General features: G+C 64.5%; 20 protein-coding genes. 12 read left to right on the plus strand and 8 right to left on the minus strand.

Annotated elements, in window-relative coordinates; all coding sequences use genetic code 11:
• The first annotated feature begins 163 nt into the window (after positions 1-163).
• From AAF563_12700 to AAF563_12710, 3 genes are read left to right on the plus strand one after another with little or no spacing between them, the layout of a single operon-like run.
• Complete coding sequence (locus tag AAF563_12700) at positions 164-2,170, plus strand: ABC transporter permease subunit (GenBank protein ID MEM7122135.1); 2,007 nt, start codon at positions 164-166, stop codon at positions 2,168-2,170.
• A gap of 22 nt (positions 2,171-2,192) precedes the next feature.
• Positions 2,193-3,074: a phosphotransferase gene (locus tag AAF563_12705; protein ID MEM7122136.1), complete on the plus strand. Its 882-nt coding sequence runs from the start codon at positions 2,193-2,195 to the stop codon at positions 3,072-3,074.
• Positions 3,071-5,515 carry an FAD-dependent oxidoreductase gene (locus tag AAF563_12710; protein MEM7122137.1) on the plus strand — a complete coding sequence of 815 codons (2,445 nt, stop codon included), beginning with the start codon at positions 3,071-3,073 and terminating at the stop codon, positions 5,513-5,515. The genes AAF563_12705 and AAF563_12710 overlap by 4 nt, the downstream gene beginning before the upstream one ends.
• 145 nt (positions 5,516-5,660) lie before the next feature.
• Here the strand turns inward: AAF563_12710 and AAF563_12715 are convergent, their stop codons facing one another.
• Both AAF563_12715 and AAF563_12720 read right to left on the minus strand, forming a co-directional pair.
• Positions 5,661-6,494, minus strand: coding sequence for an ion transporter (locus AAF563_12715; protein MEM7122138.1), 834 nt, complete (start codon positions 6,492-6,494; stop codon positions 5,661-5,663).
• 93 nt (positions 6,495-6,587) lie between these two features.
• Positions 6,588-7,427 carry an alpha/beta hydrolase gene (locus AAF563_12720; GenBank protein ID MEM7122139.1) on the minus strand — a complete coding sequence of 280 codons (840 nt, stop codon included), beginning with the start codon at positions 7,425-7,427 and terminating at the stop codon, positions 6,588-6,590.
• Positions 7,428-7,504: 77 nt separating this feature from the next.
• Between AAF563_12720 and AAF563_12725 the strand changes: the two genes are divergently transcribed.
• Positions 7,505-8,236, plus strand: coding sequence for a TIGR02281 family clan AA aspartic protease (locus AAF563_12725; protein ID MEM7122140.1), 732 nt, complete (start codon positions 7,505-7,507; stop codon positions 8,234-8,236).
• Between the two features lie 60 nt (positions 8,237-8,296).
• Here the strand turns inward: AAF563_12725 and AAF563_12730 are convergent, their stop codons facing one another.
• The 3 genes from AAF563_12730 to AAF563_12740 all read right to left on the minus strand — a co-directional run bounded on the left by AAF563_12730 (position 8,297) and on the right by AAF563_12740 (position 12,401).
• Positions 8,297-9,052, minus strand: a complete 756-nt coding sequence (locus tag AAF563_12730; GenBank protein ID MEM7122141.1) for a Bax inhibitor-1/YccA family protein — start codon at positions 9,050-9,052, stop codon at positions 8,297-8,299.
• Positions 9,053-9,180: 128 nt separating this feature from the next.
• Positions 9,181-11,697, minus strand: a complete 2,517-nt coding sequence (locus tag AAF563_12735; protein MEM7122142.1) for an FtsX-like permease family protein — start codon at positions 11,695-11,697, stop codon at positions 9,181-9,183.
• On the minus strand, positions 11,694-12,401 hold the full coding sequence (locus AAF563_12740; GenBank protein MEM7122143.1) for an ABC transporter ATP-binding protein: 708 nt from the start codon (positions 12,399-12,401) through the stop codon (positions 11,694-11,696). Before AAF563_12740 ends, AAF563_12735 begins: the two co-directional genes overlap by 4 nt.
• 97 nt (positions 12,402-12,498) lie before the next feature.
• Between AAF563_12740 and AAF563_12745 the strand changes: the two genes are divergently transcribed.
• From AAF563_12745 to AAF563_12755, 3 genes are all read left to right on the plus strand, one after another.
• Positions 12,499-13,083 (plus strand): arylesterase, encoded by a 585-nt coding sequence (locus tag AAF563_12745; protein MEM7122144.1) that lies wholly within the window; start codon positions 12,499-12,501, stop codon positions 13,081-13,083.
• The gene (gene thpR, locus AAF563_12750; GenBank protein ID MEM7122145.1) at positions 13,080-13,619 is read left to right on the plus strand and encodes an RNA 2',3'-cyclic phosphodiesterase; all 540 of its coding nucleotides are present in this window, start codon (positions 13,080-13,082) and stop codon (positions 13,617-13,619) included. The genes AAF563_12745 and thpR overlap by 4 nt, the downstream gene beginning before the upstream one ends.
• 127 nt (positions 13,620-13,746) lie before the next feature.
• Positions 13,747-15,537 carry a hypothetical protein gene (locus AAF563_12755; GenBank protein ID MEM7122146.1) on the plus strand — a complete coding sequence of 597 codons (1,791 nt, stop codon included), beginning with the start codon at positions 13,747-13,749 and terminating at the stop codon, positions 15,535-15,537.
• 19 nt (positions 15,538-15,556) lie between these two features.
• On the opposite strand, the gene AAF563_12760 is transcribed toward AAF563_12755, so the two are convergent.
• Positions 15,557-15,955 (minus strand): metallopeptidase family protein, encoded by a 399-nt coding sequence (locus AAF563_12760; GenBank protein MEM7122147.1) that lies wholly within the window; start codon positions 15,953-15,955, stop codon positions 15,557-15,559.
• Positions 15,956-16,036: 81 nt separating this feature from the next.
• On the opposite strand from AAF563_12760, the gene AAF563_12765 reads away from it, so the two are divergent.
• From AAF563_12765 to AAF563_12775, 3 genes are all read left to right on the plus strand, one after another.
• Positions 16,037-16,348, plus strand: a complete 312-nt coding sequence (locus tag AAF563_12765; GenBank protein MEM7122148.1) for a 4a-hydroxytetrahydrobiopterin dehydratase — start codon at positions 16,037-16,039, stop codon at positions 16,346-16,348.
• Entirely contained in the window at positions 16,345-16,788 is a 444-nt protein-coding gene (locus tag AAF563_12770; protein MEM7122149.1) for a YkvA family protein, read from the plus strand. Before AAF563_12765 ends, AAF563_12770 begins: the two co-directional genes overlap by 4 nt.
• 132 nt (positions 16,789-16,920) lie before the next feature.
• The gene (locus AAF563_12775) at positions 16,921-18,150 is read left to right on the plus strand and encodes an MFS transporter (protein MEM7122150.1); all 1,230 of its coding nucleotides are present in this window, start codon (positions 16,921-16,923) and stop codon (positions 18,148-18,150) included.
• A 28-nt stretch (positions 18,151-18,178) separates the two neighbouring features.
• On the opposite strand, the gene AAF563_12780 is transcribed toward AAF563_12775, so the two are convergent.
• Positions 18,179-19,135, minus strand: coding sequence for a DMT family transporter (locus AAF563_12780; GenBank protein MEM7122151.1), 957 nt, complete (start codon positions 19,133-19,135; stop codon positions 18,179-18,181).
• A gap of 105 nt (positions 19,136-19,240) precedes the next feature.
• Here AAF563_12780 and AAF563_12785 point away from each other — a divergent pair, with 105 nt between their 5' ends.
• Complete coding sequence (locus AAF563_12785; GenBank protein MEM7122152.1) at positions 19,241-21,196, plus strand: acetoacetate--CoA ligase; 1,956 nt, start codon at positions 19,241-19,243, stop codon at positions 21,194-21,196.
• Positions 21,197-21,271: 75 nt separating this feature from the next.
• Positions 21,272-22,273 (plus strand): hypothetical protein, encoded by a 1,002-nt coding sequence (locus tag AAF563_12790; protein MEM7122153.1) that lies wholly within the window; start codon positions 21,272-21,274, stop codon positions 22,271-22,273.
• On the opposite strand, the gene AAF563_12795 is transcribed toward AAF563_12790, so the two are convergent.
• Complete coding sequence (locus tag AAF563_12795; protein ID MEM7122154.1) at positions 22,270-23,304, minus strand: asparaginase; 1,035 nt, start codon at positions 23,302-23,304, stop codon at positions 22,270-22,272. The two genes, AAF563_12790 and AAF563_12795, sit on opposite strands and share 4 nt — an antisense overlap.
• Between the last annotated feature and the right edge of the window lie 8 nt (positions 23,305-23,312).

A 23,312-nucleotide genomic window follows, 5' to 3' on the forward strand; every position in this document is an offset into this window, starting at 1 on the left:
ACGGAACAACGACCATCAGGTCGGACGCCCGCATCGCCGACGTGGCGGCCATGGTCTTTGATCACGACGAACCGCTTGGTGTCGTCGATGCCGACGGCACGACCGTCGGCGCGCTGGACCGCGACGCGGTGCTCGACGTCCTGCTCGGCCGCGAGCTCAAGTCATGACGGAGCTTACCGCCACCAGCTTGGCGCCGGGACGTGGACCGAAACCGGCGACGGCCGCATGGCTCATCGTTCTGATCGCCGTTTTCGCCGTGTCGGCCTTCGGCAGTGTTCCCGAATGGTCGGTCGAGTACCCGCGCGCATGGCGATGGGATCTTCAGGGCTGGATCAGCGACGCCATGAAGTGGCTGATCAACGACGCGACCTTTGGCCTTTTCACTTTTCAGGAGTTCACCCGCTCGATCGCCTGGCTGCTCGATTGGTTCCTCACCGCGGCTTACGGCTTCCTGGCCACCGGGTTCGAGATCCCCGACGGGTCGGGCGGGGTGCTGCTGGTTCCGCGCATCTCCTGGATCGTGCTGATCGCGGTCCTCGCCTTCTTCGCGTGGCGCGTACGCGACCGTGGCCTGGCGCTGCTGGTCGGCCTGTGTTTCGCCTATCTCGCGGTGTTCGGCCAATGGGACAGCGCCATGGTGACGCTGGCCTCGATCGTTATCGCCGTTCCGCTGGGCGCGTCGCTTGGCCTGCTGCTTGGCATCGCGGCCTACCGGCGGCCCTGGTTCGAACGCGCGATCACGCCGTTTCTGGACCTCATGCAGACGGTGCCGGTGTTCGCCTATCTGGTCCCGATCCTCTTCCTGTTCGGCTTCGGGCCGGTCGCCGCGATGATTGCAACGATGATCTACGCCATGCCGCCGATGGTGCGCATCACGATGCTGGCGTTGAAGCAGGTGCCGGACGAGATCAGCGAATACGGCCGCATGGCCGGCTGTTCGACGCGCCAGCACATTTGGAAGGTCATGGTGCCGGCGGCGAAGCCTGGCCTGATGGTGGGCCTCAACCAGGTGATCATGCTGTCGCTCAACATGGTGATCATCGCCTCGATGATCGGTGCCGGTGGTCTCGGCTTCGACGTCTTGCATGCGCTGCGACGTCTGGCGATCGGCGAGGGGCTGGAGGCCGGTATCGCGATCACGCTGCTCGCCATCGCGCTTGACCGGCTGAGCCAGGCCTATGCCACGAAGCCGCCGCCCCGGCACGGCGAAGAACGTCCGATGTCGTTTGTGCGCCGGCACCCCTACCTTTTGGCGGCGCTGGCGCTGATCGTCGGCTCGATGGCGCTGGGCGCCGTCCTACCCTTTGTCGAGGCCTATCCCGAAGCCTGGACCGTCACAACCGGCACGTTCTTCGACCGCGTCGTTGAGTGGGTGAATATCCACCTCTTCGACTCGATCGAGGTGGTGAAGACCTGGCTGCTGGTCAACATCATGATTCCGATCAAACGCTTCCTGCTGGCCGTCCCCTGGCCGCTCGCGCTGATCGTCGTCGCTATGGCCGGCTGGCAGTTGGGCGCCTGGCGCCTGGCGCTGATCGTCGTCTGTCTGGCCGCCTTCATCCTGATCACCGGCAACTGGGAAAAGGCGATGATCTCGGTCTACTTGACCGGGCTCTCCGTCCTCATCGCGTTTTCCATCGGTTTCCCGATCGGCACCTGGGCGGCCGGCAACCCGCGCGTCAACCGCGTGGTGCAGGTAGTCATTGATACGCTGCAGACGCTGCCGTCATTCGTCTATCTGATCCCGGTCGTCATGCTGTTCCGGGTCGGCGACTTCTCCGCCATGATCGCCATCGTCGCCTACGCCACCGCACCGGCGACGCGCTACACCATCCACGGTCTCTCCCAGGTTCCCGAGCATTTGATCGAAGCGGCGCGCGCCCAAGGCTGCAGCCGTGGCCAGATCCTGCGCAAGGTGAAGCTGCCGCTGGCCCTGCCGGAGATCATGCTGGGCGTCAACCAGACCATCATGATGGCGCTATCCATGCTGGTGATCACCGCGCTGGTCGGCACCCGCGATCTGGGCCAGGAGGTCTATATCGCCCTGACCAAGGCCGACACCGGACGCGGCATCGTCGCCGGCGTCTGCGTCGCGTTCATCGCCATGATCGCCGATCGCCTCATCTCGGCCTGGGCGCGCCGCCGCAAACAAGAACTGGGCCTTGCCTGATGCGAAACTCCGAGGAGATGCCATGACCGACGAGGCACGCCAGAAAGCGTCGTCGCTGCCGATCTGGAAAGGAGCGGTCGAACCGGTCGCATTGAGCGGCGGGATCACCAACGTGAACTTCAAGGTGGTCGACGGCGGCGAGGCCTTCGTGGTCCGGATTGGCGGCAACATTCCCCAGCACGGTATTCGGCGCACGGCCGAAATCGGTTGTGCGCGTGCGGCGCACGCGGCCGGCGTCGCGCCAGAGGTCGTCTACACGGAAAAGGGTGTCATCGTGACGCGGTTTGTCGACGGGAAGACCTATGGCGAGGAGGACGTACGCGACCAGGCGAACCTGGAACGGCTGCTGCCGATCATCAAACGTCTGCATCGAGAGACGCCAAGGTATCTGCGTGGACGCGCCCCGCTCTTCTGGGTGTTCCACACGCTGCGCGACTACTTCGGTCGCATGGAGGACGAGGACCATCGCCTGCTTGGTGACGTCCCCCGCTACCGCGCGATCGCCGACGAATTGGAGACCGCCGTCGACAGGGTCAAGTTGATCTTCGGTCACAACGATCTGCTGGCGGCCAACTTCATCGATGACGGCGAGCGCATCTGGATCATCGATTGGGAGTACGCGGGCTTCAACAGCGCGCTGTTCGATCTCGGTGGGTTGGCGTCAAACAACCAGCTTTCCGTCGGCCAGGAACGCTGGCTGTTGGAAGAGTACTACGAGACGCCATTGGGTGACCGGCAGTGGTACCGCTACGGCGCCATGAAGTGCGCGTCGCTGCTACGCGAAGCCGTTTGGAGCATGATCCAGGAGCATCATTCCAGCCTCGACATGGACTATGTCGCCTATACGGCGGAGAACCTGGCGCGCTTTGAACGCGCCTATGACGAATGGCGAGAGACAACATGAGCACCGCGCCGACACAAGCCCGGGTCGTCATCATCGGCGGCGGTATCATCGGCTGTTCGACCGCCTATCACCTTGCGAAGAATGGCTGGACCGATGTTGTCGTTTTGGAACGCGCCAAACTGACCAGCGGTTCGACGTGGCACGCGGCCGGTCTGGTCGGCCAGCTGAGATCCAGTGCCAACATCACCCAGCTTTTGAAGTACAGCGTCGAACTTTACGACACGCTGGAGGCCGAAACCGGTCAGGCCACCGGCTGGAAGATGAATGGTGGTTTGCGTCTGGCCTGTAACGCGGACCGACTGATCGAGATCAAACGCCAGGCGACCATGGCGCGCAGCTTCGGGCTGGAAATGCATCTCTTGTCGCCGGGCGAAGCCGCGGACATGTGGCCGATCATGGACGCGTCGGATCTGGTCGGCGCGGCGTTCCTGCCGACCGACGGCCAGGCCAACCCATCCGACACCGCACAGGCCCTGGCGCGCGGCGCGCGCAATGCCGGCGTGACCATCATCGAAGATTGTCCGGTCGAGGCGATCACGGTGAAAGATGGCCGTGTGACCGGTGTCGTAACGCGTGATGGCGCCATCGCCTGCGACGTCGTCGTTAACTGCGCCGGCCAATGGGCGCGCGATATCGGCAAGCTCGCTGGAGTCAACGTGCCGCTGTGTTCGATGCAGCACCAGTACATGATCACGGAGAAGGTGGAGGGCGTGGAGCCGGACATGCCGACCCTGCGCGACCCCGACCGTCTGATCTATTTCAAGGAGGATGTCGGCGGCCTCGTCATGGGTGGCTACGAGCTCAATCCCAAACCGTGGGCCGAGGATGGCATTCCCGACGGCTTCGAGTTCACGCTGCTGGACAGCGACTGGGGTCACTTTGGCCAACTTATGGAACAGGCGTTGGCGCGCGTGCCGGCACTCGGCAAGGCGGGCGTCAAGCAGCTCTTGAACGGGCCGGAGAGTTTCACGCCGGACGGCAACTTCATCCTGGGCGAAGCGCCAGAGGTGCGCGGCTTCTACATCGGCGCCGGTTTCAATGCGTTCGGCATCGCCAGTGCCGGCGGCGCGGGCAGGGCGCTGGCGGAGTGGATCGTCGGCGGCGCCGCGCCGATGGATCTGGGTGCGGTCGACATCCTGCGCTTCGGGCCGCCCCATCACGATATCGACTGGGTGCGCGCCCGAACGGTCGAGGCGTGCGCCAAGCACTACACCATGGGCTGGCCGCACGAAGAGGCGAGCGCCGGGCGGCCAGACCGGGTCTCGCCACTCTACGAACGCCTGAAGGCGGCCGGTGCTTGCTTCGGCTCCAAGATCGGCTGGGAGCGTCCCAACTGGTTCGCCCTGCCGGGCGACAAGCCTGAGGACGTCTGTTCGTTCGGCCGGCAGAACTGGTTCGACGCGGTCGGTGCCGAACACCGTGCCTGCCGCGAGGCAGCCGCCCTGTTCGACGCGTCGTCTTTCGCCAAATTCCTGGTCAGCGGTCCGGACGCCGAACGTGCGCTCGGCTGGATCTGCGCCAACGATGTGTCAGGACCGCCGGGCAAGGTGACCTATACCCAGATGCTCAACGACCACGGCGGCATCGAATGCGATCTGACCGTCAGCCGGCTCGACGACTCGACCTATTACGTCGTGACCGGCACCGGGTTCGCGACCCATGATGCCGACTGGATCCGCCGCAACATTCCAGATGATGCCGATGCGGCGCTGACCGAAATCACCGATGACATGGCGGTTTTGACACTGATGGGGCCGAAGGCGCGTGATGTGCTGGGCGCCGTCACCGAGAGCGACCTCGGAAACGAGGCCTTCCCTTTCGGCCGCTGCCGGGAGATCACCATCGAGGGCCGCGTCGTGCGCGCCATCCGCGTTACCTATGTCGGCGAGCTCGGCTGGGAGCTTCATATGCCGGTCGAAGCGGCGCCGGAGGTCTTCGACGCGCTGGTCGCCGCGGGCGAGCCGCACGGCCTGCGCCTGGCCGGTTACCGCGCTATCGAGAGCCTGCGTCTGGAGAAGGGCTACCGCGCCTGGGGCAGCGATATCGGCCCGGACTACACGCCTGTCGAAGCGGGCATGACGTGGGCGGTGAAGCTCAAGAGCAACACCGATTTCCGCGGTCGAGACGCGGTCGCGCGCCAGGCCGAAAACGGCACCGCCAAACGGCTTGCCTGCTTCACCGTCGATGATCCTGAGATCGTGCTGCTTGGCCGCGAAACCATCTATCGCAACGGTGAGCGGGTCGGCTGGTTGTCCAGTGGTGGCTGGGGCTACACGGTCGGCAGCAACATCGGCTATGGCTATGTCCGCCGCGCCGACGGCGTCGACAAGGCGTTCCTGGAATCAGGCGATTACGAGCTTGAGGTCGCGACCGAGATGGTGCCGGCCAAGCTGCACATGGCCGCGCTCTACGATCCCAAGAACACGCGGGTGAAGAGCTGACCTGGAGCGGATCATCGTCAGGTAAAACCGCTTGTCGGTTGCACCTGACCATGTGAATCCGCTCCCCTTCTATGAGAAGAGCAGATTTTCCTGCCTTGACGGGATCGCAAAGCGATTCCGCCAGAACAGGGTCTGCTCTAACGGCCTAGTCGCCCGGCTGTGACTTGCCGGCGGACAGGTCGCTTCTCAGCGAGCGGATTTCCTCGCGCAACGTGCTTATGTCCTGGCGCAGTTGCTCACGTTCGGCTTGCGCCTGATCCTCGATCTCGCGCGCCAACACGTCCTGCTCCTCCAGATGCAGCCGTTGCATGGAGTCGACGATGACGGCGATGAAGAGGTTCAGCACCGTGAAACTGGCGACCAGGATAAACGACACGAAGAACGCCCAGGCCCAGGGATAGACCTCCATCACCGGACGTACGATGCCCATCGACCAGCTTTCCAGTGTCATGATCTGGAACAGCGAGTACATCGAGCGCCCGATGGTGCCGAACCATGCGTCGAACTCGCCACCGAAGAGCTTCGTCGCCATGACGGCGAAGACGTAGAACAGCAGCATCATGAGCAGCGCGATCGAGCCCATGCCCGGGATCGCGCGCAACAGGGTTTCGACGACGCGGCGCAGCCTGGGCATGGTCGAGACCAGGCGCAGCACCCTCAGCACACGAAGCGCGCGCAGAACCGAGAACGCGCCGCTCTCGGGCATCAGCGCGACGCCGACGATGACCGTGTCGAACAGGCTCCAGGGATCGCGCCAGAACGCCTTGCCGTGGGCGAACATGCGCAGAGCGAGTTCGACGACGAAGATAGCGAGGATGATTTCATCGAGGGCATAGATCAGACCGCCCCAATGGCTCATGACGGTCGGCACCGTTTCCAGGCCCAGCAGGACGGCGTTCAGGATGATGATGCCGGTGATGCTGCGCGTGAAATAGCGGTGGTCGACCAGGCCGGCCACGCGAACTCGCCAAGACATCATGCGGGCTGATCTCCGATCGGGGTCACGTCTGATAAGCCATATGTGCTTGTCGTTTCGTCATGGAAGGGTTCGGAGGACGAAGAAACGCGCGCTCTAGTTCTGGTGCACGTGGGTCTTCAGAAAGTCGAGTACGACATCGCCTGCACCGTGGTCGTAGAGGTCGTTGTGATCGGCGTCGGGCGCCAACCAGTGGACCTTCGGCTCGTCGGCCGCGTCGAACAGCTTCCTGCCCAGGCGGGTCGGCACGACGCCATCGTCGCCGCCATGCAGGATCAGAAGCGGCGCTTCAACCCGCTCGACATGCTGGTCGGACGCGAAACGGTCCAACACCATCCAGCGCGCCATCGGGACATACCAGTAGTGCGTTGCCGCGACGTCGCCGATCGAGCTGAACGGTGCCTCCAGCACGACGGCGGCAACCGGGTGGCGCGCCGCCATCTGGACGGCGACGGCGGTGCCCAGGGATTCACCATAGGCGATCACCTGTTCCGCGCCGATGCCGCGTTCTGCGAGAAAGGCAAAACCCGCCTCGGCGTCGCGGTAGAGACCTTCCTCTGTCGGCTTGCCCGGGTTACCGCCAAAACCGCGATACTCGACCAGCAGCATGCCATAGCCGGCCTCGGCGAAGACGGCGAGCTTGCCGGTGCGGTGGCCGATATGGCCGGCATTGCCGTGGGTGACGACAAAGGTCTGCTTGCCGTCCTCGGCAGGCTTGTACCAAGCCAGTAGCTCCAGTCCGTCCTCGGTGGTCAAGGTGACCGCTTCGATATCGGCGATCTGCGACTGGGTGATATCCGGCAGGTCGCTGCCGGGGTTATAGAGAAAGTGACGCTGGGCCAGGAACATGCCGCCCACGAATAGCCCGTAGCCCGCGATCGCGGCGGCGGCTATGCGCCAGGGCATGAGCAAGGCATCATCGGTTTCATCAGACAAACGGGTTCCCTTCTAGCGGTTCGGGCCGATATGTAGACGACCATGCATGGGATGTCAGGCAAAACAGGCGGCCGGCGTTGACCGGGGACGATCCGCAAAACCGCCCTGAGCAAGGCGACAGGGGGCGTCGGCGCGGCCGCTGGTGGCCCTGGATCCTGCTCGGCCTTGGCGCCGGCGTCGTGATCCTGGTCGCCGATGCGGTGGCCGGCGAGAACGCGCTCCGGCTGGTTTATCTGGTTATTCTGCTCCTCTTTGTCGGCGCCGGGGTCTGGTGGGCTTTCATGCGCGGCAATCTCTCGCGCAGCCTGCGCCATGCCGCAGTCTGGGTCGTCATCGGCGCTGTCTTGGTGGTCGGCTACAGCTTTCGTGACCAGATCCAATTCGTGACCGACCGCGTCATCGCCGACCACGTCCCGGGCTACGGTTTCGATGCCGACGACAACCAGGTGAGCTTCCGCCTGGGCCCGGACGGTCACTTCCATGTCACGGCTCTGGTCGACGGGGTTGAAGTCCTGTTCCTTGTCGATACCGGCGCCAGCGATGTCATTTTGACGGAGGAAGACGCCCGGCGCTTGGGCTTCGATCCGGCACGCCTGAACTACAGTCAGGTCTTCAGCACCGCCAACGGTCTGGTGCGCGGTGCGCCCGTCCGACTGAATCGCGTCGCCATCGGTCCGGTGTTCGTGACCAACGTGCAAGCCTCTGTCAACGAGGCCTCGATGGACCGCTCGCTGCTCGGCATGTCGTTCTTGAGCCGCATCGGTGGCTATCAGGTGCGTGGCGAGGTCCTCACGCTGATGGCGCAGTAGCTCAAAGAAAAGGCCCGGCGGTTGCCCGCCGGGCCCCTTCGATCATGTCGGCCACAACGCTTAGCGGTTGTTGCCCAGAAGCTGCATCAGCATGATGAACAGGTTGATGAAGTCGAGGTAGAGACGCAGGGCCCCGTGAACGGCGCTCTTGGTCGCCATCTCACCATCCATGCTTGCGCTGTAGGTTTCTTTGATCCGCTGTGTGTCGTAGGCGGTCAAGCCGACGAACACGATCACGCCGATCACCGAGATCGCGAACTGGATCGCCGAGCTGCCGACGAAGATGTTCACAACCATGGCGATGATGATGCCGATCAGGCCCATGAACAGGAACGAGCCCCAGTTAGCCAGGGATCGTTTGGTCGTGTAGCCGTAGAGGCTCATCGCACCGAAGGTCGCCGCGGTGATGAAGAACACCCGTGCGATACTCTCGGTCGTAAACGCGATGAAGATGGTCGAGAGCGATATGCCCATGAGCGCGGCAAAGACCCAAAAGACGATCTGTGCGGACGCCGCCGACATCTTGTGGATGCGGAACGAGAAATAGAAGACCAGGGCGAGCGGTGCCAGCATCACAACCCACTGAAGCGGGCTGCCGAACAAAGTCGCGCCGAACGACGTAAGCCCAATGACTTCGCCGGACGATCCGGTGACCACGGACATCTGCGCCACGAGGAAGGCCAACACCCCGGTGATGACCAGGGCGCTGCCCATGTAGTTGTAAACGCGCAGCATGTAGGCGCGCAGACCCTCGTCGTAGACGGCGGTTGTCTGCGTACGGGCCGCGGTGCGCGGATTTGAGCTGCCAAAGGCCATGTTTGGTTTCCTCTAGGTAAAACTCGTGCAGAACGGTAGGTACGTCACCGTACCATTCCCTGGATATTTGGGGAACAGCGGGGCCGGAATCAAGCAAATCCGGTATTCGGAAATGGCGGTTTTCCGCCCTATTCGCTGCGCAGGACCGGGGCGGCTTTGTGTCTCAGCGCCCGCCAGGTCGCCCAATAGCCGAAAACCAAGGTGACCAGGACAGCGATGGCGGCGGTGCCCACGATCAGAACCGGCTGAAACGACCAGGGCGCCTGGATCACGAAGCTGGTCACGATCCAGCCGATCAGCGTGCCAGCGCAGGCGGCCAATAGCGCTGTCGCGGTGCCTAGCAACAGGTGCTCCAGCAGGTAGGCGCGGAACAGCTGGCGCCGGGTTGCGCCCAGCACCTTCAGCACCACCGCGTCATAGACCCGGCGGCGCTGGGCGGCGGCGACGGATTCGGCGAGCACGAGCAGACCCGCGACCAGCGCCAGCGCGCCGATGCCGCCGACCGCCGCGTCGATCTTGCGCAGGATCGCGACGACGTCGGTCAGCACGTCGCGTACGCCGATCGCCGAGACGTTGGGCAGGGTCTCGGCGATCTCCGCGCGCAGGCCGGTCTCGGTTTCGCGGTCGGCATGGACAGTGGCGATGAAGGTGTGCGGGGCGGCCTCCAGCAGACCGGGCGCGAAGACAAGGGTGAAGTTGATGCCCATGGTCGACCAGTCGACGTCGCGCAGGTTGGCGACGGTCGCGGTGATGTCGCGGCCCAGGACGTTGATGGTCAGCGTATCGCCGACACCAATGCCGAAACCTTGGGCGAGGTCGGATTCGAAGGACAGCAAGGGTGGTCCCGCATAGTCGGCGGACCACCATTCGCCAGCGACGACTTCCGCGTTCTCCGGCACGTCGGTCGCGTAGGTGACGCCGCGGTCGCCTTCGATCGCCCAGCGCGCATCCGGCGAGACTTCCGCCTCGGTAACGACAACGCCGTCGATCGCGGTGATGCGCCCGCGCAGGCTCGGCACCCGCTCGACCGCGTGCACGCCCGGCGTGTCGGCCAGGATGGTGTCGAAGGTCGCGACCTGGTCGGGCTGAATATCGACGAAGAAAAAGGACGGCGCATCGGCCGGCAGGTTGTCGGCGATCTCCTCGGTCAGATTGCCTTGCACCGAGACGATGGCGATCAAGACGGTGAGGCCGATACCAAGTGCCACGACCACCGAACCCGTCGCGGCCCCGGGACGGGTCAGGTTGGCCAGCGCCAGGCGCAGGCCGGGACGCCGTGGCCGCCCGACGCGCCGGATCAGGCGCGTGAACCCGGCGCTGGCGACGCGGAACAGCAGCAGCGTCGCCGCCGCGCCGACGACGAAGCCAGCCGCCAGATAGCGGTCGGGCGATGAGAAGACGGTGAGCAAAGCGAGCGCCGCGATTATCGTGCCGGCGATGGCGATGGTAGCGAACCCCGGCCGGCGCGCGGCGCGCCGCGACACCTGATCGCGGAACAGGGCGGCGGCGGGCACCAGCCGCGCCCGGGCCAGGGGCCAGATGGCGAAGGCCAACGCGGTCAAGATGCCGTAGGCCGCGGCGACGCCGAGCGGCGCCAGATGCAGCGACGGTTCGACCGGCACCGGCAGCGCCCCGGACACCGCCCAGCCGACCACACCGGGCAGGATGGCGCCGGCGACCAGGCCGATCGCGGTGCCGGCGGTCGCGACGGCGGCGATCTCGATCAGATAGGTGCGGAAGATGAGCCTGGCCGGCGCGCCAAGGGATTTAAGAATGGCGATGGTCGGCACCTTGCCGCCCAGATAGGCGTTGACCGCGCTGGCGACGCCGATGCCGCCGATGAGGAGCGCGGTCAGGCCGACCAGCGAGATGAAGAGGCGCAGGCGTTCCAGGAAACGGGCGAGTTGGGGGTTGGCGTTTTCGTAGCTTCTGACGCGCCAGGCAGCGAGTGGGAAGGTTTCCTCCAGCTCGTCCAGGAACACGGCGGCGTCGACATCCTCGGCTAGCTTCAGCCGGGTGTCGTAACGGATCATGCTGCCGGGTTGGACCAGCGCCGTCGCGTCCAGCGCATCGATGGCGACGATCAGTCGCGGACCCAATTGGAAGGTCGAGCTGGCGAGGTCCGGCTCGTCGGCGATGATGCCGCGCAGCTCCACCTCCGCCTCGCCCAGGCGGAAACGATCGCCGGGCTCCAGGCCGAGACGCAGCAGGAATTCCTCGACCGCGACCGCCCCCCAGACGCCATCCTTCTCGGCCAGCGCATCGTCAAGTGCGCTACCGTCTTCCAGCCCGAAGTCGCCATAGAGCGGATAGGCTTCGCCGACCGCCTTCAGGCTGACCAGCAGCGGCTCGCGCCCGTCGACCTGGGCCATGGCGTTCATATCGTAGGTCCGGGTAATCTCCGCGCGCTCGGCCAGCCAGGCCACCTGCTCCTCGCTCGGCACCACCATGGTCGTGCGCAAGGTGACGTCGGCGCCCAGGATGACCTTGCCGTTCTCCCGCAAGCCATCGACGATCGCCGCGCCAAACGAACCGACACCGGCAATGGTCGCGACGCCGAGCGCCAGGCAGGCGAGCGCCAGGCGGAAGGCCTTCAGGCTGCCGCGCAGGTCGCGGCGCGCGAGTCTGAGTGCTAGTCCAATCACGCGGCGACGTCGCCGTCCAGGCGGCCGTCGCGCATGTGGACCGTCCGGTCGCAGCGCGCGGCGAGCGCCTCGTTATGGGTGATCAGAATCAAGCCAGCGCCGGCCTCCTGGGCGTGGCCGAACAGCAGCTCGACGACTTCATCGCCGGTTGAGGTATCGAGGTTGCCCGTCGGTTCGTCGGCCAGCAGCAGACCGGGTTCGCCGATCATGGCGCGGGCCAGCGCCACGCGCTGCTGTTCGCCGCCGGAGAGCTGCGCCGGGAAGTGCTCGACCCGCTCGTCGAGACCGACTTCGCCCAGAGCCGTCTGGGCCCGTTCGAAGGCGTCGTCCGCACCCGCCAGTTCCAGGGGCAGGGCGACGTTTTCCAGCGCCGTCATGGTCGGCACCAGATGAAAAGCTTGAAAGACGATGCCGACATGGTCGCGCCGGAAGGCGGCAAGCGCATCCTCGTCCATGCCGGCAAGATCGCGTCCAGCGACCTCGACGCGGCCGGACGTCGCCTGCTCCAGGCCGCCGATAACCGCCATCATGGTCGACTTGCCGGAGCCCGATGGCCCGACCACCGCCACATGTTCGCCACGGTCGACCAGAAGGCTGACGCCACGCAGGATGTTGACGACGCCCGCCGCGCTTCTCAAATTAAGGTGGACGTCGTCGAGTGCGACGAGCGCGTTAGGTGGAGTTTCTGGGGTGGCTTCGGACATGCATGCTTTCCGGTTCGGGGGACCTCAGCGATATGGGCCCTGGCGCCGCGTGATCAACGCGAGCCTGTTGATTTTCACCCTTGCCCTAGCTTACGCCATGCCGGCCCAAGCCGATCAAATGCGCATTCTGGCGCTGGGCGACAGCCTGACGGCCGGCTACGGCCTGCCCCAGGGTGATGGTTTTACGGATCAACTACAGGCAGCCCTACAGGAAGCGGGTTATGATGCCGTGGTGCTGAACGCCGGCGTCTCCGGCGACACGACGGCAGGCGGCCTCGCCCGCCTCGACTGGGCCCTGGCCGATGCGCCCGATATCGTGATCGTCGAACTGGGCGCCAACGATGCTCTGCGCGGCATAGATCCGGCGTCGAGCCGCGCGAACCTTTCCGCCATTCTGGCCGAGCTCCAGGCTCGTGACTTGCCGACGCTGCTTGCCGGCATGCTGGCGCCGCGCAATCTGGGCGCCGATTACGTCACCGCGTTCGACGGCATGTACGGCGAGCTGGCCGAGGAGTACGACGTCCCGCTTTATCCGTTTTTCCTGGAAGGTGTCGCTGCCGAGCCGGAACTGAACCAGCCCGATGGTATTCATCCCAATGCGTCGGGTGTCGCGATCATCGTCGACGGTATTCTGCCCGATGTTACAGCCATGCTGGATGCGCTGATGGGGGAGGGGTCATGAGCCTGCCGCTCTTTATCGGTATCGATTTGCCGTCCGGCGTGTCGGAGCGGCTGGCCGGTCTTGGCGGCGGCGTGCCCGGCGCGCGCTGGGTGCCGGCGGAGAACATGCACGTGACGCTGCGCTATATCGGCGATGTAGACGGCACGATGGCGGATGATATCGCGACCGGCTTGGCCCAGATCGGCGGCACGCCGTTCGAGATCGCCGTCGAAGGCGTCGACCGGTTCGGCGGCAAGAACGACACCCGCGTGATCTATGCCGGCGTTGTGCCGCGCGAACCGCTCAAGCACCTGCGCGACAAGATCGAGACCATGCTGCAGCGCCTCGGCATGCAGGCGGATGAACGCCGCTATACCCCGCATGTCACCCTGGCGCGCCTTAAGCGCGCGCCCCAGGACCGTGTCGGCCGGTTTCTGGAGCACCACGGCATGCTGATGACCGAGCGTTTCGAGGTGCGCCAGTTCCACCTCTACGCCTCCATGCGCGGCCACGACGGCGCCGTCTACCGCATCGAGCACAGCTACCCCCTGGGGTAGAGGCGGGTCAGCTGCATCACGACCCGCCGCCAAGTACAGAAAATACCACTATCGCTAGTACTGTTGATTTTTATCTACAACCTTATGAGTATAGGTCATCTATGAGCTTGTCAGATTGCGGGCAATCATGGCTTCTGATTCGACGACGTCGCTGGCGACCCGGCCCGACAAGGCGTTTATCACCGGACTTCCGCGCTGGCTCATTCTGCTGGTTTCGCTGCTGTCTCTCGCCGTCTTGTTTGGGCCCGGCTTGGTCGAGCACATGCAGAACGCGTCGGACCCATACGCCTTCAACAACGATGCGCGGATGCAGATTTTCCCGCTGCTTCGCTATTGGGACGGGGCGTTGCTGCAGGAGGACTACGTTGCCGACTACTTCTTGGGCGTCATGCTTCCCCACGGCTATTCGCTGTTTTATGGCGTGCTGGCACAGGTCTTCGATCCGCGAAACGTCTCCATCGTTCTTCCCTACATTCTGCTCGCCCTGACCACGGCCATGGTGGCTGCGGCCGCTCACAAGGTGAGCGGCGCCACGGCCGCATGGTGTGCCGCCGCTTTCTGTTTGGCGGCTGATGTCTATCTCGGCGGCATGGTCGGCGGCCTGCCACGCGCCTTCGGTGCGCCGGTCATGGCCATGGTTGTCTTGGGCCTTGTCTACGGCAACACCGCCTTGCTGATTGCCGCGACGTTGATCGGCGCAGCATTTTACTTCACCGCTGGTGCCGTCGCTGGCCTTTGCCTGGCGACGTATCTGATTCTGTTCCCGTCATCCTGGCGCAGCGACGGCGGCACTTGGTCATGGACGCGACGCCTTGTTCTCGTCGGCATCACGGGTCTGCTTGCGATTGTCATTGTGTCGCCGACGCTCATCGAAGCGCGTGCCTATGGGCCATCGCTCAATGTCGAGCAGGCTGATGCCTATCCAGAGGCGGGCATAGGCGGCAGGTACAAGACCTATCCCATGCCGCCGACGTTCGGTTTGCCAAGTCTCGAGAACTTGGTGGACGCGGCAGCCGTAACCATGCGGGCGTTTCGCGCACGCGAAGCGTTCCGCAGTGGCGATCCTCTGGGCGGCCAGGGCCTCTATAACTTCGCGGAGGCCAACCTGGTGGTGATCACGGTGATCGTCATGTCGCTGACGGCCGTCGGCACGTTGCTCTCGCTCGGCAATGCGGCGGTCCGGCGGCTATTGATTGTTCCAGCGGTTGGCCTGCTCCTGTTCTTCCTGGCCTATGCCTTGTCGCCCTATCTTTACTTCCCCAACCGTCCGGTCGGTCTCACTTTCCCCATCGTGACGGGCATTTTGTTTCCAGCCGCGCTCATCGCGATTCTGCGCCGCATCTATGGCGGCAGACGACACCATCGTCTGGTGGCGCCGACCGTCATCGCGCTCTCTCTCGTCGTCATCTTCCTGATGGGTGGTCGCAACACCGTGGTCGCGCTGAATCAATACGAGGCCGCAGATGAACCCGTCTACGAGTACGTCGCTGGCCTACCGGCCGATGTGATGATCGCGGGCTCTCCCGGTGACCTGATCGACAACATGTCCTACCTGACGGGCCGCAGTTCGTTGGTCGGTTTCGAGGTGCATCAAGCATTTCACAAAGGCTATGTCGACGAGATGCGCCGACGCATGATGACGGTCGTCGACGCGCTTTATGCGGACAACACCGATCCTTTGATCGCCTTGCACGACACATGGGGCGTCACCCATTTTATTGTGGATAGGCGCTTCTACGGTCGCGAGGATCCGAAGTACTTCAAGCCGTTCGACGAGGCGATTGCGGCCGGCGAGAACGGATTGAACGGTACGCCCGCGGTTCTGCTGCAAGATGCTTACGCGACGGCCTTTGCCGATGGCGACATCGTTGTTGTCGATGTCGGCGCGCTGGCCGCGGATCGCGCCGCCGGCGATTGAACCCACAACGCAGGGGTCGTCAGACTTCGTCTTCCAGTCTGTGCATGTCATCGTCGGAAAGGCCGAAGTGATGGCCGATCTCGTGGATCAGAACGTTCTTGATGATGTCTTCCAGGGTGTCCTCGCCTGCCGCCCACAGGTCGAGCAACGGACGGCGGTAGAGGAAGATGCGGTCGATGTCGCCGGGCGCGTCGAGCACGCTTTTGTGGTCGATCGAGACGCCGTGATAGAGCCCCAGCAGGTTGAATGGGTCATCGATCCCCATGTCGTTCAAGGTCTGGGCCTCGGCGAACTCCTCGATCAGGATCGCGACGCCGTCGACATGGCGGCGCAGTCCTTCCGGTATGTCCGCGAAGACCTGCTCTGCGACGCGCTGCATGTCCTCAGCGCTGGGTGCGTAACCAAATGCTCTTGTCATGGGCGCGAACCTAGCTTGCCTTGCGATGCGGTCCAACCGCCGCCACATTAAGGGCTCGGTTTGGCGGTTAACATGGGTTCCATGAGTGACAAACTCGATGGTGCGGCGCGTGACGGCGCAATCAAGAGCCTTGATGGCTGGCAGCCGGTCGAGGGCCGCGACGCAATTGCTAAGTCCTTTAAATTCAACGACTTTCTGACCGCATTCGGCTTCATGGGTCGGGTCTCGGTCTACGCCGACGTGGTCGATCACCACCCCGAATGGTTCAACGTCTACAACCGGGTCGATATCACGCTCACGAGCCATGATGTCGGCGGCATCTCGCAGCGTGACATCGCCATGGCCCGTTTCATCGACCAGGCGGCCGCCCGCACGGAGAAACAGACGTCATGAACTTTCATGCCACCGCAGGGTTTGTTCGCCTGGCGCGCGCGCTCCCGGCCTATGCCATGATCCGCCGTGCCGCCCGCGATATCTCCGCGGGCGATGCCGGGCCCTACGCGCGCGACGTCAGCTATGTGGAGCACGGGTTCTGGGCCAAGGCACGGCGGCTTGCCGGGCGCATTCCCTTTGCCATGGACCTCTCCGCTGCCTGGTACTGCGCCATGGACCGGACGACGCCGGCGCACGTCAAGGCGATCCTGATGGGCGCGCTCGCCTATTTTGTCGTGCCCGCCGATATCGTGCCGGACGTGATCTTGGGCGCCGGCCTGATCGACGACGCGACCGTCCTGGCGACCGCCGTCTCCAGTGTTGCCGGCCACATCAAGCCGCAGCATTTCGACAAGGCCAGAAAAGCGCTCGCCTTGCAGGCGGAGCCATCGGGGAACTAGTCCGGCCGCTGATCGGTCGGCATCACCAGCCCACTTCCCGACCCGGGCGGGAAACACGCGACAAGGCCATGGACCACCGTCGATGGCGGGCGTAGGGTCCGCGGCCATCGATTAACTCGTCCGCCGGGTTTCATGCCGTTTCAATCCTATGTCAGGTTCGCCGCCGCGAACCGGAGGTTCGTCGCCTTCGGCTTCCTGGCCGCGTTCGGCTCAAGCTTCGGCCAGACCTATTTCATCGGCATCTTCGGTCCCGGTGTCCAGGCGGAGTTCGGCCTGAGCCACACCGCCTGGGGCACCATCTACATGATCGGCACACTGGCGAGCGCGCTGGCGCTGCCGTGGACCGGCAAGCAGATCGACCGGCTGGATCTGCGCGTCTACACGGCCCTGACCGGCATGCTGTTGGTCGTCGCCTGCGTTGTGATGGCGACGACCGTCGGACCGATCATGCTGGTGCTGGCGATCTTCCTGTTGCGCCAGTCGGGACAGGGCCTGATGAGCCATATCGCGCTGACCAGCATGGCGCGTTACTTCGACGTCGGACGCGGGCGCGCCATTGCCATCTCGACACTCGGCTTCTCGGCCGGCGAGGCGCTGTTGCCGTTTCTTGCCGTCATCGCCATCGCTATGGTCGGCTGGCGCTGGACTTATGGCGGCGTCGCCATCGGTTTCGCGGTTCTGCTGATCCCGGCGCTCCTTTGGTTGCTGCGCGGTCACGGCGAACGGCATCAGGCGTTGATGCGCCGCCTGGGCGACGCGGCCGCGACAAAAAGCGCGACGTCGTGGACCCGCGGAGAAGTCATGCGTGACCGGCGCTTCTATTATCTGCTGGTCGGCATTCTGGCACCGGCGCTGATCCTGACCGCCATGTTTTTTCACCACCTGAACGTGGCTGCCGCCAAAGGCTGGTCGGACGCCTGGATCACCGGTAACTACGTTGTCTACGCGGTCGCGACCGTCATCACGTCGCTGGCATCTGGTCCGTTGATCGACCGGCTGGGCGCGGTGCGCCTGGTGCCCTTCATGATGGCGCCGCTGACGCTCTCCATGATCGCCATCGCGGTCGTCGACAACCCTTTCATTGTGTGGCCCTACTTCATTCTGGCCGGTGTCAGCACCGGCATCGCCCACACGGCGATCTCGGCCATGTGGGCGGAGGTCTATGGCGTCGACCATCTGGGCGCGATCAAAAGCCTGGCCGCCGCGCTGGGCGTCTTTGCCTCCGCGCTCGGCCCGGTGATCATGGGCGCGCTGATGGATCTTGGCCTGTCGACCGACGCCGTCTGCCTGATCTTCGCCGGCTATACGGTGGTCGGCGCCATCTCGATCGCGATTGGGCTTAGAGGCTATCGCACAAACTAGTCGGACCACGACGGCGCAACGACACGCCTCAATTCTTGTCGCTGCGTTGTGTTTCGGCCAAGGGGCCGGCGGCGCTGGCCGCGGCGCCGCTGGCGGCACGCTGGGCACGGATCTGGGCTTCCCGGTGGGCGACGTAGACCGAGCTGGCGGCGATGATGGCCGCACCCACCCAGGTCCAGATATCCGTAACCTCGCCAAACACGATCCAACCCAACAGCGCAACGAAGGGCAGGCGCGTGTAGTCGAACGGCATCAGGTAGGTCGTGTCGGCCATGGAAAAGGCGTGGGTGAAGGCGACATGGGCGATGCTGGCGAAGATGCCGAGCACGATCAGCCAGATCCACATCTCCGGACTTGGCCAGCTCCAGACAAAGAGCGCCGGTATCAGGGAGATCGGCGTGATCAAGAGTGTCTGCCAGGCGACCAGGCTGGCCGAGTCCTCGGTGCGGGTCAGCATTTTCATGGTGACGATGGAGAGCGCCATGGTCACGGCCGAGGCGATGACCAGCAGCTCGCCCTCGCCGATGGTGTCGACGCCGGGCCGCAGGATCACCAGCGTGCCCAGGAAGCCGATGACCAGCGCGGTGATGCGCCGCACGCGGATGACCTCTTTGAGGATCACCACCGCGGCGATGGCGGCGAACAGCGGCGCGGTGAAACTGAGTGCAACGGCGTTGGCCAGCGGCACGACGGCGAGTGCCGAGAACCACGTCGCCATGGCCAGGAAGCCCCAGAACGAGCGCAACAGGATCATGCCGAACCGCTCGGTCTTCATGGCGCCCAGACCATGGCTGATCAGCCACGGCATCATGGCGAGGAAACCGAAGAAGTTGCGGAAGAACACGATCTCCAGCGGGTCCACTTCGGTCGAGACATGGCGGATGATCGCATTCATCGAGGCGAAGAAGACGCAGGCGAAGATCAGCAGCCCGGCGGCCTTGACCGGTGGTGAGGGCGAGATTGTGAGAGCGCGCGGGAAACGCATCGAGCCACAAGCTTAGGCGCCCGCCGGGGCGAGGACCAGTGCGGTTCCGTGGACGCAGCCATGTGTGATAGGAGGTCAAGGCGAACAGGCACGGGTTTTATCACGATGACTGAACCTCTTTGGACCCCGGATCCCGCCCGCGCGGCGGCCACCAACATGACGGCCTTCCGCAACGTCGTGGCAGAGACCCACGGCGTCACGCTGCCAGATTATGCCGCGCTGTGGTCATGGTCGGTGGAGAACCGGGCGGCGTTCTGGGAGACCCTATGGCGCTTCTGCGACATCCGCGCGTCCAAGACCTGGGACCAGGTGCTGGTCGACGGCGACAAGATGCCGGGCGCCAGATGGTTCACCGGCGCGCGCCTGAACTATGCCGAGAACCTGCTGCGCCGGCGCGACCGGAACGAGGCGATTGTGTGCTGGCGCGAGAACGGCACGCGCAGCGCCATGACCTATGCCGAGCTCTACGACACCGTCGCCGCACTTAGGACCTGGATGGCGGCCAGGGGCATCGGCGAGGGCGACCGGGTCGCCGGTTTCATGCCCAATCTGCCGGAGACCATCGCCGCCATGCTGGCTGCCGCCAGCCTGGGCGCGGCATGGTCTTCATGCTCGCCGGATTTCGGCGTGCGCGGCGTGCTCGACCGGTTCGGCCAGATCGAACCGAAGCTCCTGGTCACCGCCGACGGCTACTTCTACGGCGGCAAGACTTTCGACAGCCTGGCGCGGGTGAAGGAGATCGCCGCCGGCTTGGGAAGCGTCGGCGACATCCTCGTCGTGCCCTATGTCAACGACTCACCGGATCTGAGCGAGCTCGACAACGCGACGTCTTGGGCCGAGGCAACGGCGGACGTGCCCGCCGGCGATATCGACTTCGCCCAGGTGCCGTTCGATCACCCGCTCTTCATCATGTATTCGTCGGGCACCACCGGCGCGCCCAAGTGCATCGTGCACGGTCACGGCGGCACGCTGCTGCAGCACGTGAAGGAGCTGCGCCTGCATACCGACCTCAAGCCGGGCGAGCGCATCTTCTACTTTTCGACATGCGGCTGGATGATGTGGAACTGGCTCGTCTCGAGCCTGGCCTGCGAAGCGACCGTCATGCTGTTCGAAGGCAACCCCGCGCACCCCGGGCCGGACATCCTGTGGCAGTTCGCCGAAGAAGAACGCATCAACGTCGTCGGCGTTTCGGCGAAGTACCTCTCCGCGATCGAGAAGGCCGGCGTCAAACCGCGCGAGAGCCACGATCTCTCCGCCGTGCGCGCGGTGTTGTCGACCGGTTCGCCGCTGGCGCACGAGAGCTTCGATTACGTTTACCGCGATATCAAAACGGACGTACAGCTCTCGTCCATCTCCGGCGGCACCGACATCATCTCCTGCTTCACCTTGGGCAACCCGACCGGTCCGGTCTTCAAGGGCGAGCTGCAATGCCGCGGCCTCGCCATGAAGGTCGAGGTCTATGGCGACGACGGCAAGGCGCTGCCGACCGGCGAAAAGGGCGAACTCGTCTGTTCGGCCGCGTTCCCGTCGATGCCGATCGGCTTCTGGAACGATCCCGACGGCGCCAAGTACCACGCCGCTTACTTCGACGTTTACGACAACGTCTGGCGACACGGCGACTGGGCGGAGATCACCGAGCATGGCGGCGTCATCGTCTATGGCCGGTCCGACGCGGTGTTGAACCCCGGCGGTGTCAGGATCGGCACGGCGGAGATCTACCGGCAGGTCGAACAGTTCGACGAGGTGCTCGATGCTCTTTGCATCGGTCAGGATTGGGACGATGACGTGCGCGTGGTTCTCTTTGTCGTTATGCGTCCCGGTCACGAATTGACCAACGATCTGGTCGCGGCGATCCGCAAGAAGATCCGCGACAACGCCTCGCCGCGCCACACGCCAGCCAAGGTGATCGCCGTCGCCGACATTCCGCGCACCCGTTCCAACAAGATCAGCGAACTAGCCGTGCGCGACATCGTCCACGGCCGCCAGGTCAAGAACACCGAAGCGCTCGCCAACCCGGAAGCGTTGAAACTGTTCGAGAGCATCGCCGAACTTCAGGTGTAACGGCTCGGCTGAGCGGTTAGTCTCATCCGCTCTTAGGGCGCTTCGTCACGCAGCTATCATAGGATTGGGGAAATCATGAGCGAGCTGGCCAAACTTCGTGTCGGCCTGACCGGGCTGTCGAACGATGTCGCCGAGGTTCAGGTGCCGGTGAACCGGACGCATATGGCGACCAAGACGGCCAAGTCGGTGCTGGCCAAACCCGGACAACTGTCGCGCGCGATGAAGGGGCTGATCACCAAGGCCGATACGCTCGCCAACTCGGCCGTCGTCCTGACGCCCTTTCCGGTGATCGGCACACTGGCGAGCCGCATCGGCACGATCATGCGCAAGGTGAAGTCGACCGCGGAGAAGATCAAACGCACCGCCGACAAGATGGACAAAAGCAGCAAGCCCGCGCAGAAGGCGGTCGCCAAGATCCTGCCGCCGGTCAACAAGGCGAAGATGTCGCTGGACCGCGCGCAAGCGCTGCTGCAGGGCTGGCTGGCGATCGTCACCGAGCTTGAACGGCGGTTCGGCGAAGCGCCGCCGCCGGAGGTTGAATCGGCCTGCGCCACCATGAACCTGTCCCTGGCGCCCGACATCAAGGCTATCGCGAACGCGAAATCCGGCCTGCAAAAGAACCTGGATGTCGTCAGTGGCGCGCTCGAAGGCGTCGCGACCGCCATGAAACCCATCGACCCGGCGCTCAAAGCCGCAAGAGACGTCACGGAGAAACTGCGGCCGCTGGAAGGCCCCTTGCGGGAACTGCGCAAGGCGCTGCAGCCCGTGCGCTGGGCGCTCGACGCGGTCAAGTGGGTCATGCACAAGGTCATCGACCCCATCGTCAACGAGATCCTGAAGGCCGTCGGTTTGAAGCGCCTGGTCGACAAGCTGGAGCGCGCACTTAACCCACTCGCCGCCAAGCTCGCGCCGTTGAAGAAGGCGGTGGCGCCGCTGGCCCGCGCGGTCAAGGCGATCGGCCGTACCGACCGCATCGTCACACCGCTCAACCGGATCCCTGAACTCGAGAAACGGATCAAGGCCGCCATGCGCCCACTGAAACAGTTGTCGACAACGACGCTGGCGGCAGCCGCCTAAGACAAACCGAGCTCGCTCAGCGCCTCGGTGGGTCGAAGGGCGCCGACGCCGGTACCCGCCCAGTTGCGCAGGGTCGACTGGCCAAGGCCCTTCAAGGTCTGCCAGCCCTGATCGTCGAGCGCGCCGAGCTGGCGCAGGACGTGGGCGATGGTGATCGCCCTGGCACGCCCTTCGGCATCGCCGTCGTCGATTTTGATGGCGACACCCAGACCATGTTCCGGCCACGCCGCGCAGTAAACGCCTTCGGCGCCGGTCTTGCTGACGAAACGCCCGCGTCCGGCACGCAGCAACGCGGTGCAGAACCGTTTGGTGCCAGCGACCATGACCGGGTGGTCGGCTATCGCCCTGACGACGGCGCGGCAGGCATCGGCGCGCGCATCCGACAAACCGCTCGGGTCGGCCAGGCGCGCCATGCCAAGCGCGAGTGCATGGAGCGGCATGGCGATGGTTGGCACGCCGCAACCGTCGATGGCGATATTGGCGTTGGCAAGATCGACATCGCACATGGCCGCCTTGGTGGCGCACACCTCGGCCTGGGCCGGATGGTCGATATCCAGGTAGCCCGTGGGCGCGACATCCTTGTGGCGGCAGATCGTCAGCAAGCCTGTGTGTTTGCCCGAGCAGTTGTTGTGCTCTGGCCCGGCGCTTCCCTGGGCGCGATAGAGATCGTGCATCGCGTCGACGTCGTAGGGATCGTGGGTGCCGCATTCGAGGTCGGTCACCGAGAGACCCAGACGCAGCAACCATTCGCGCACGGCGACGACATGAACCGTCTCGCCATCATGACTGGCGCAGGCAAGCGCCAGCTCCTCGTCGCTGACGTCGAAGGCCTGGGCGGCGCCGCTTTCGGCCATGACGAGCGCCGACTGGATCGGCTTGATTGCCGAACGCGGATAGATGAGGCGTTCCACGTCGCCCAGTGCCAGCTTCACGTTGCCGCGGCTATCAACAACAACGATCGAGCCGCGGTGGTGGCTTTCGACCATGCCACCACGGGTCACTTCGACAAGGATCGGCGTCTCGTGCGCCATGGGTACTT

Source organism: Pseudomonadota bacterium (assembly GCA_039028155.1).
In the GTDB taxonomy this organism is placed as follows: domain Bacteria; phylum Pseudomonadota; class Alphaproteobacteria; order SP197; family SP197; genus JANQGO01.

What these genes read in the sequence shown, in the direction of transcription:
- thpR (MEM7122145.1), top strand. Translation starts at nt 13,080, where the DNA reads ATGAGCCTGCCGCTCTTTATCGGTATCGATTTGCCGTCCGGCGTGTCG.
- AAF563_12760 (MEM7122147.1), bottom strand. Translation starts at nt 15,955, where the DNA reads ATGACAAGAGCATTTGGTTACGCACCCAGCGCTGAGGACATGCAGCGC.
- AAF563_12705 (MEM7122136.1), top strand. Translation starts at nt 2,193, where the DNA reads ATGACCGACGAGGCACGCCAGAAAGCGTCGTCGCTGCCGATCTGGAAA.
- AAF563_12770 (MEM7122149.1), top strand. Translation starts at nt 16,345, where the DNA reads ATGAACTTTCATGCCACCGCAGGGTTTGTTCGCCTGGCGCGCGCGCTC.
- AAF563_12700 (MEM7122135.1), top strand. Translation starts at nt 164, where the DNA reads ATGACGGAGCTTACCGCCACCAGCTTGGCGCCGGGACGTGGACCGAAA.
- AAF563_12745 (MEM7122144.1), top strand. Translation starts at nt 12,499, where the DNA reads ATGCCGGCCCAAGCCGATCAAATGCGCATTCTGGCGCTGGGCGACAGC.
- AAF563_12790 (MEM7122153.1), top strand. Translation starts at nt 21,272, where the DNA reads ATGAGCGAGCTGGCCAAACTTCGTGTCGGCCTGACCGGGCTGTCGAAC.
- AAF563_12780 (MEM7122151.1), bottom strand. Translation starts at nt 19,135, where the DNA reads ATGCGTTTCCCGCGCGCTCTCACAATCTCGCCCTCACCACCGGTCAAG.
- AAF563_12785 (MEM7122152.1), top strand. Translation starts at nt 19,241, where the DNA reads ATGACTGAACCTCTTTGGACCCCGGATCCCGCCCGCGCGGCGGCCACC.
- AAF563_12795 (MEM7122154.1), bottom strand. Translation starts at nt 23,304, where the DNA reads ATGGCGCACGAGACGCCGATCCTTGTCGAAGTGACCCGTGGTGGCATG.
- AAF563_12715 (MEM7122138.1), bottom strand. Translation starts at nt 6,494, where the DNA reads ATGATGTCTTGGCGAGTTCGCGTGGCCGGCCTGGTCGACCACCGCTAT.
- AAF563_12740 (MEM7122143.1), bottom strand. Translation starts at nt 12,401, where the DNA reads ATGTCCGAAGCCACCCCAGAAACTCCACCTAACGCGCTCGTCGCACTC.
- AAF563_12730 (MEM7122141.1), bottom strand. Translation starts at nt 9,052, where the DNA reads ATGGCCTTTGGCAGCTCAAATCCGCGCACCGCGGCCCGTACGCAGACA.
- AAF563_12755 (MEM7122146.1), top strand. Translation starts at nt 13,747, where the DNA reads ATGGCTTCTGATTCGACGACGTCGCTGGCGACCCGGCCCGACAAGGCG.
- AAF563_12765 (MEM7122148.1), top strand. Translation starts at nt 16,037, where the DNA reads ATGAGTGACAAACTCGATGGTGCGGCGCGTGACGGCGCAATCAAGAGC.
- AAF563_12710 (MEM7122137.1), top strand. Translation starts at nt 3,071, where the DNA reads ATGAGCACCGCGCCGACACAAGCCCGGGTCGTCATCATCGGCGGCGGT.
- AAF563_12775 (MEM7122150.1), top strand. Translation starts at nt 16,921, where the DNA reads ATGCCGTTTCAATCCTATGTCAGGTTCGCCGCCGCGAACCGGAGGTTC.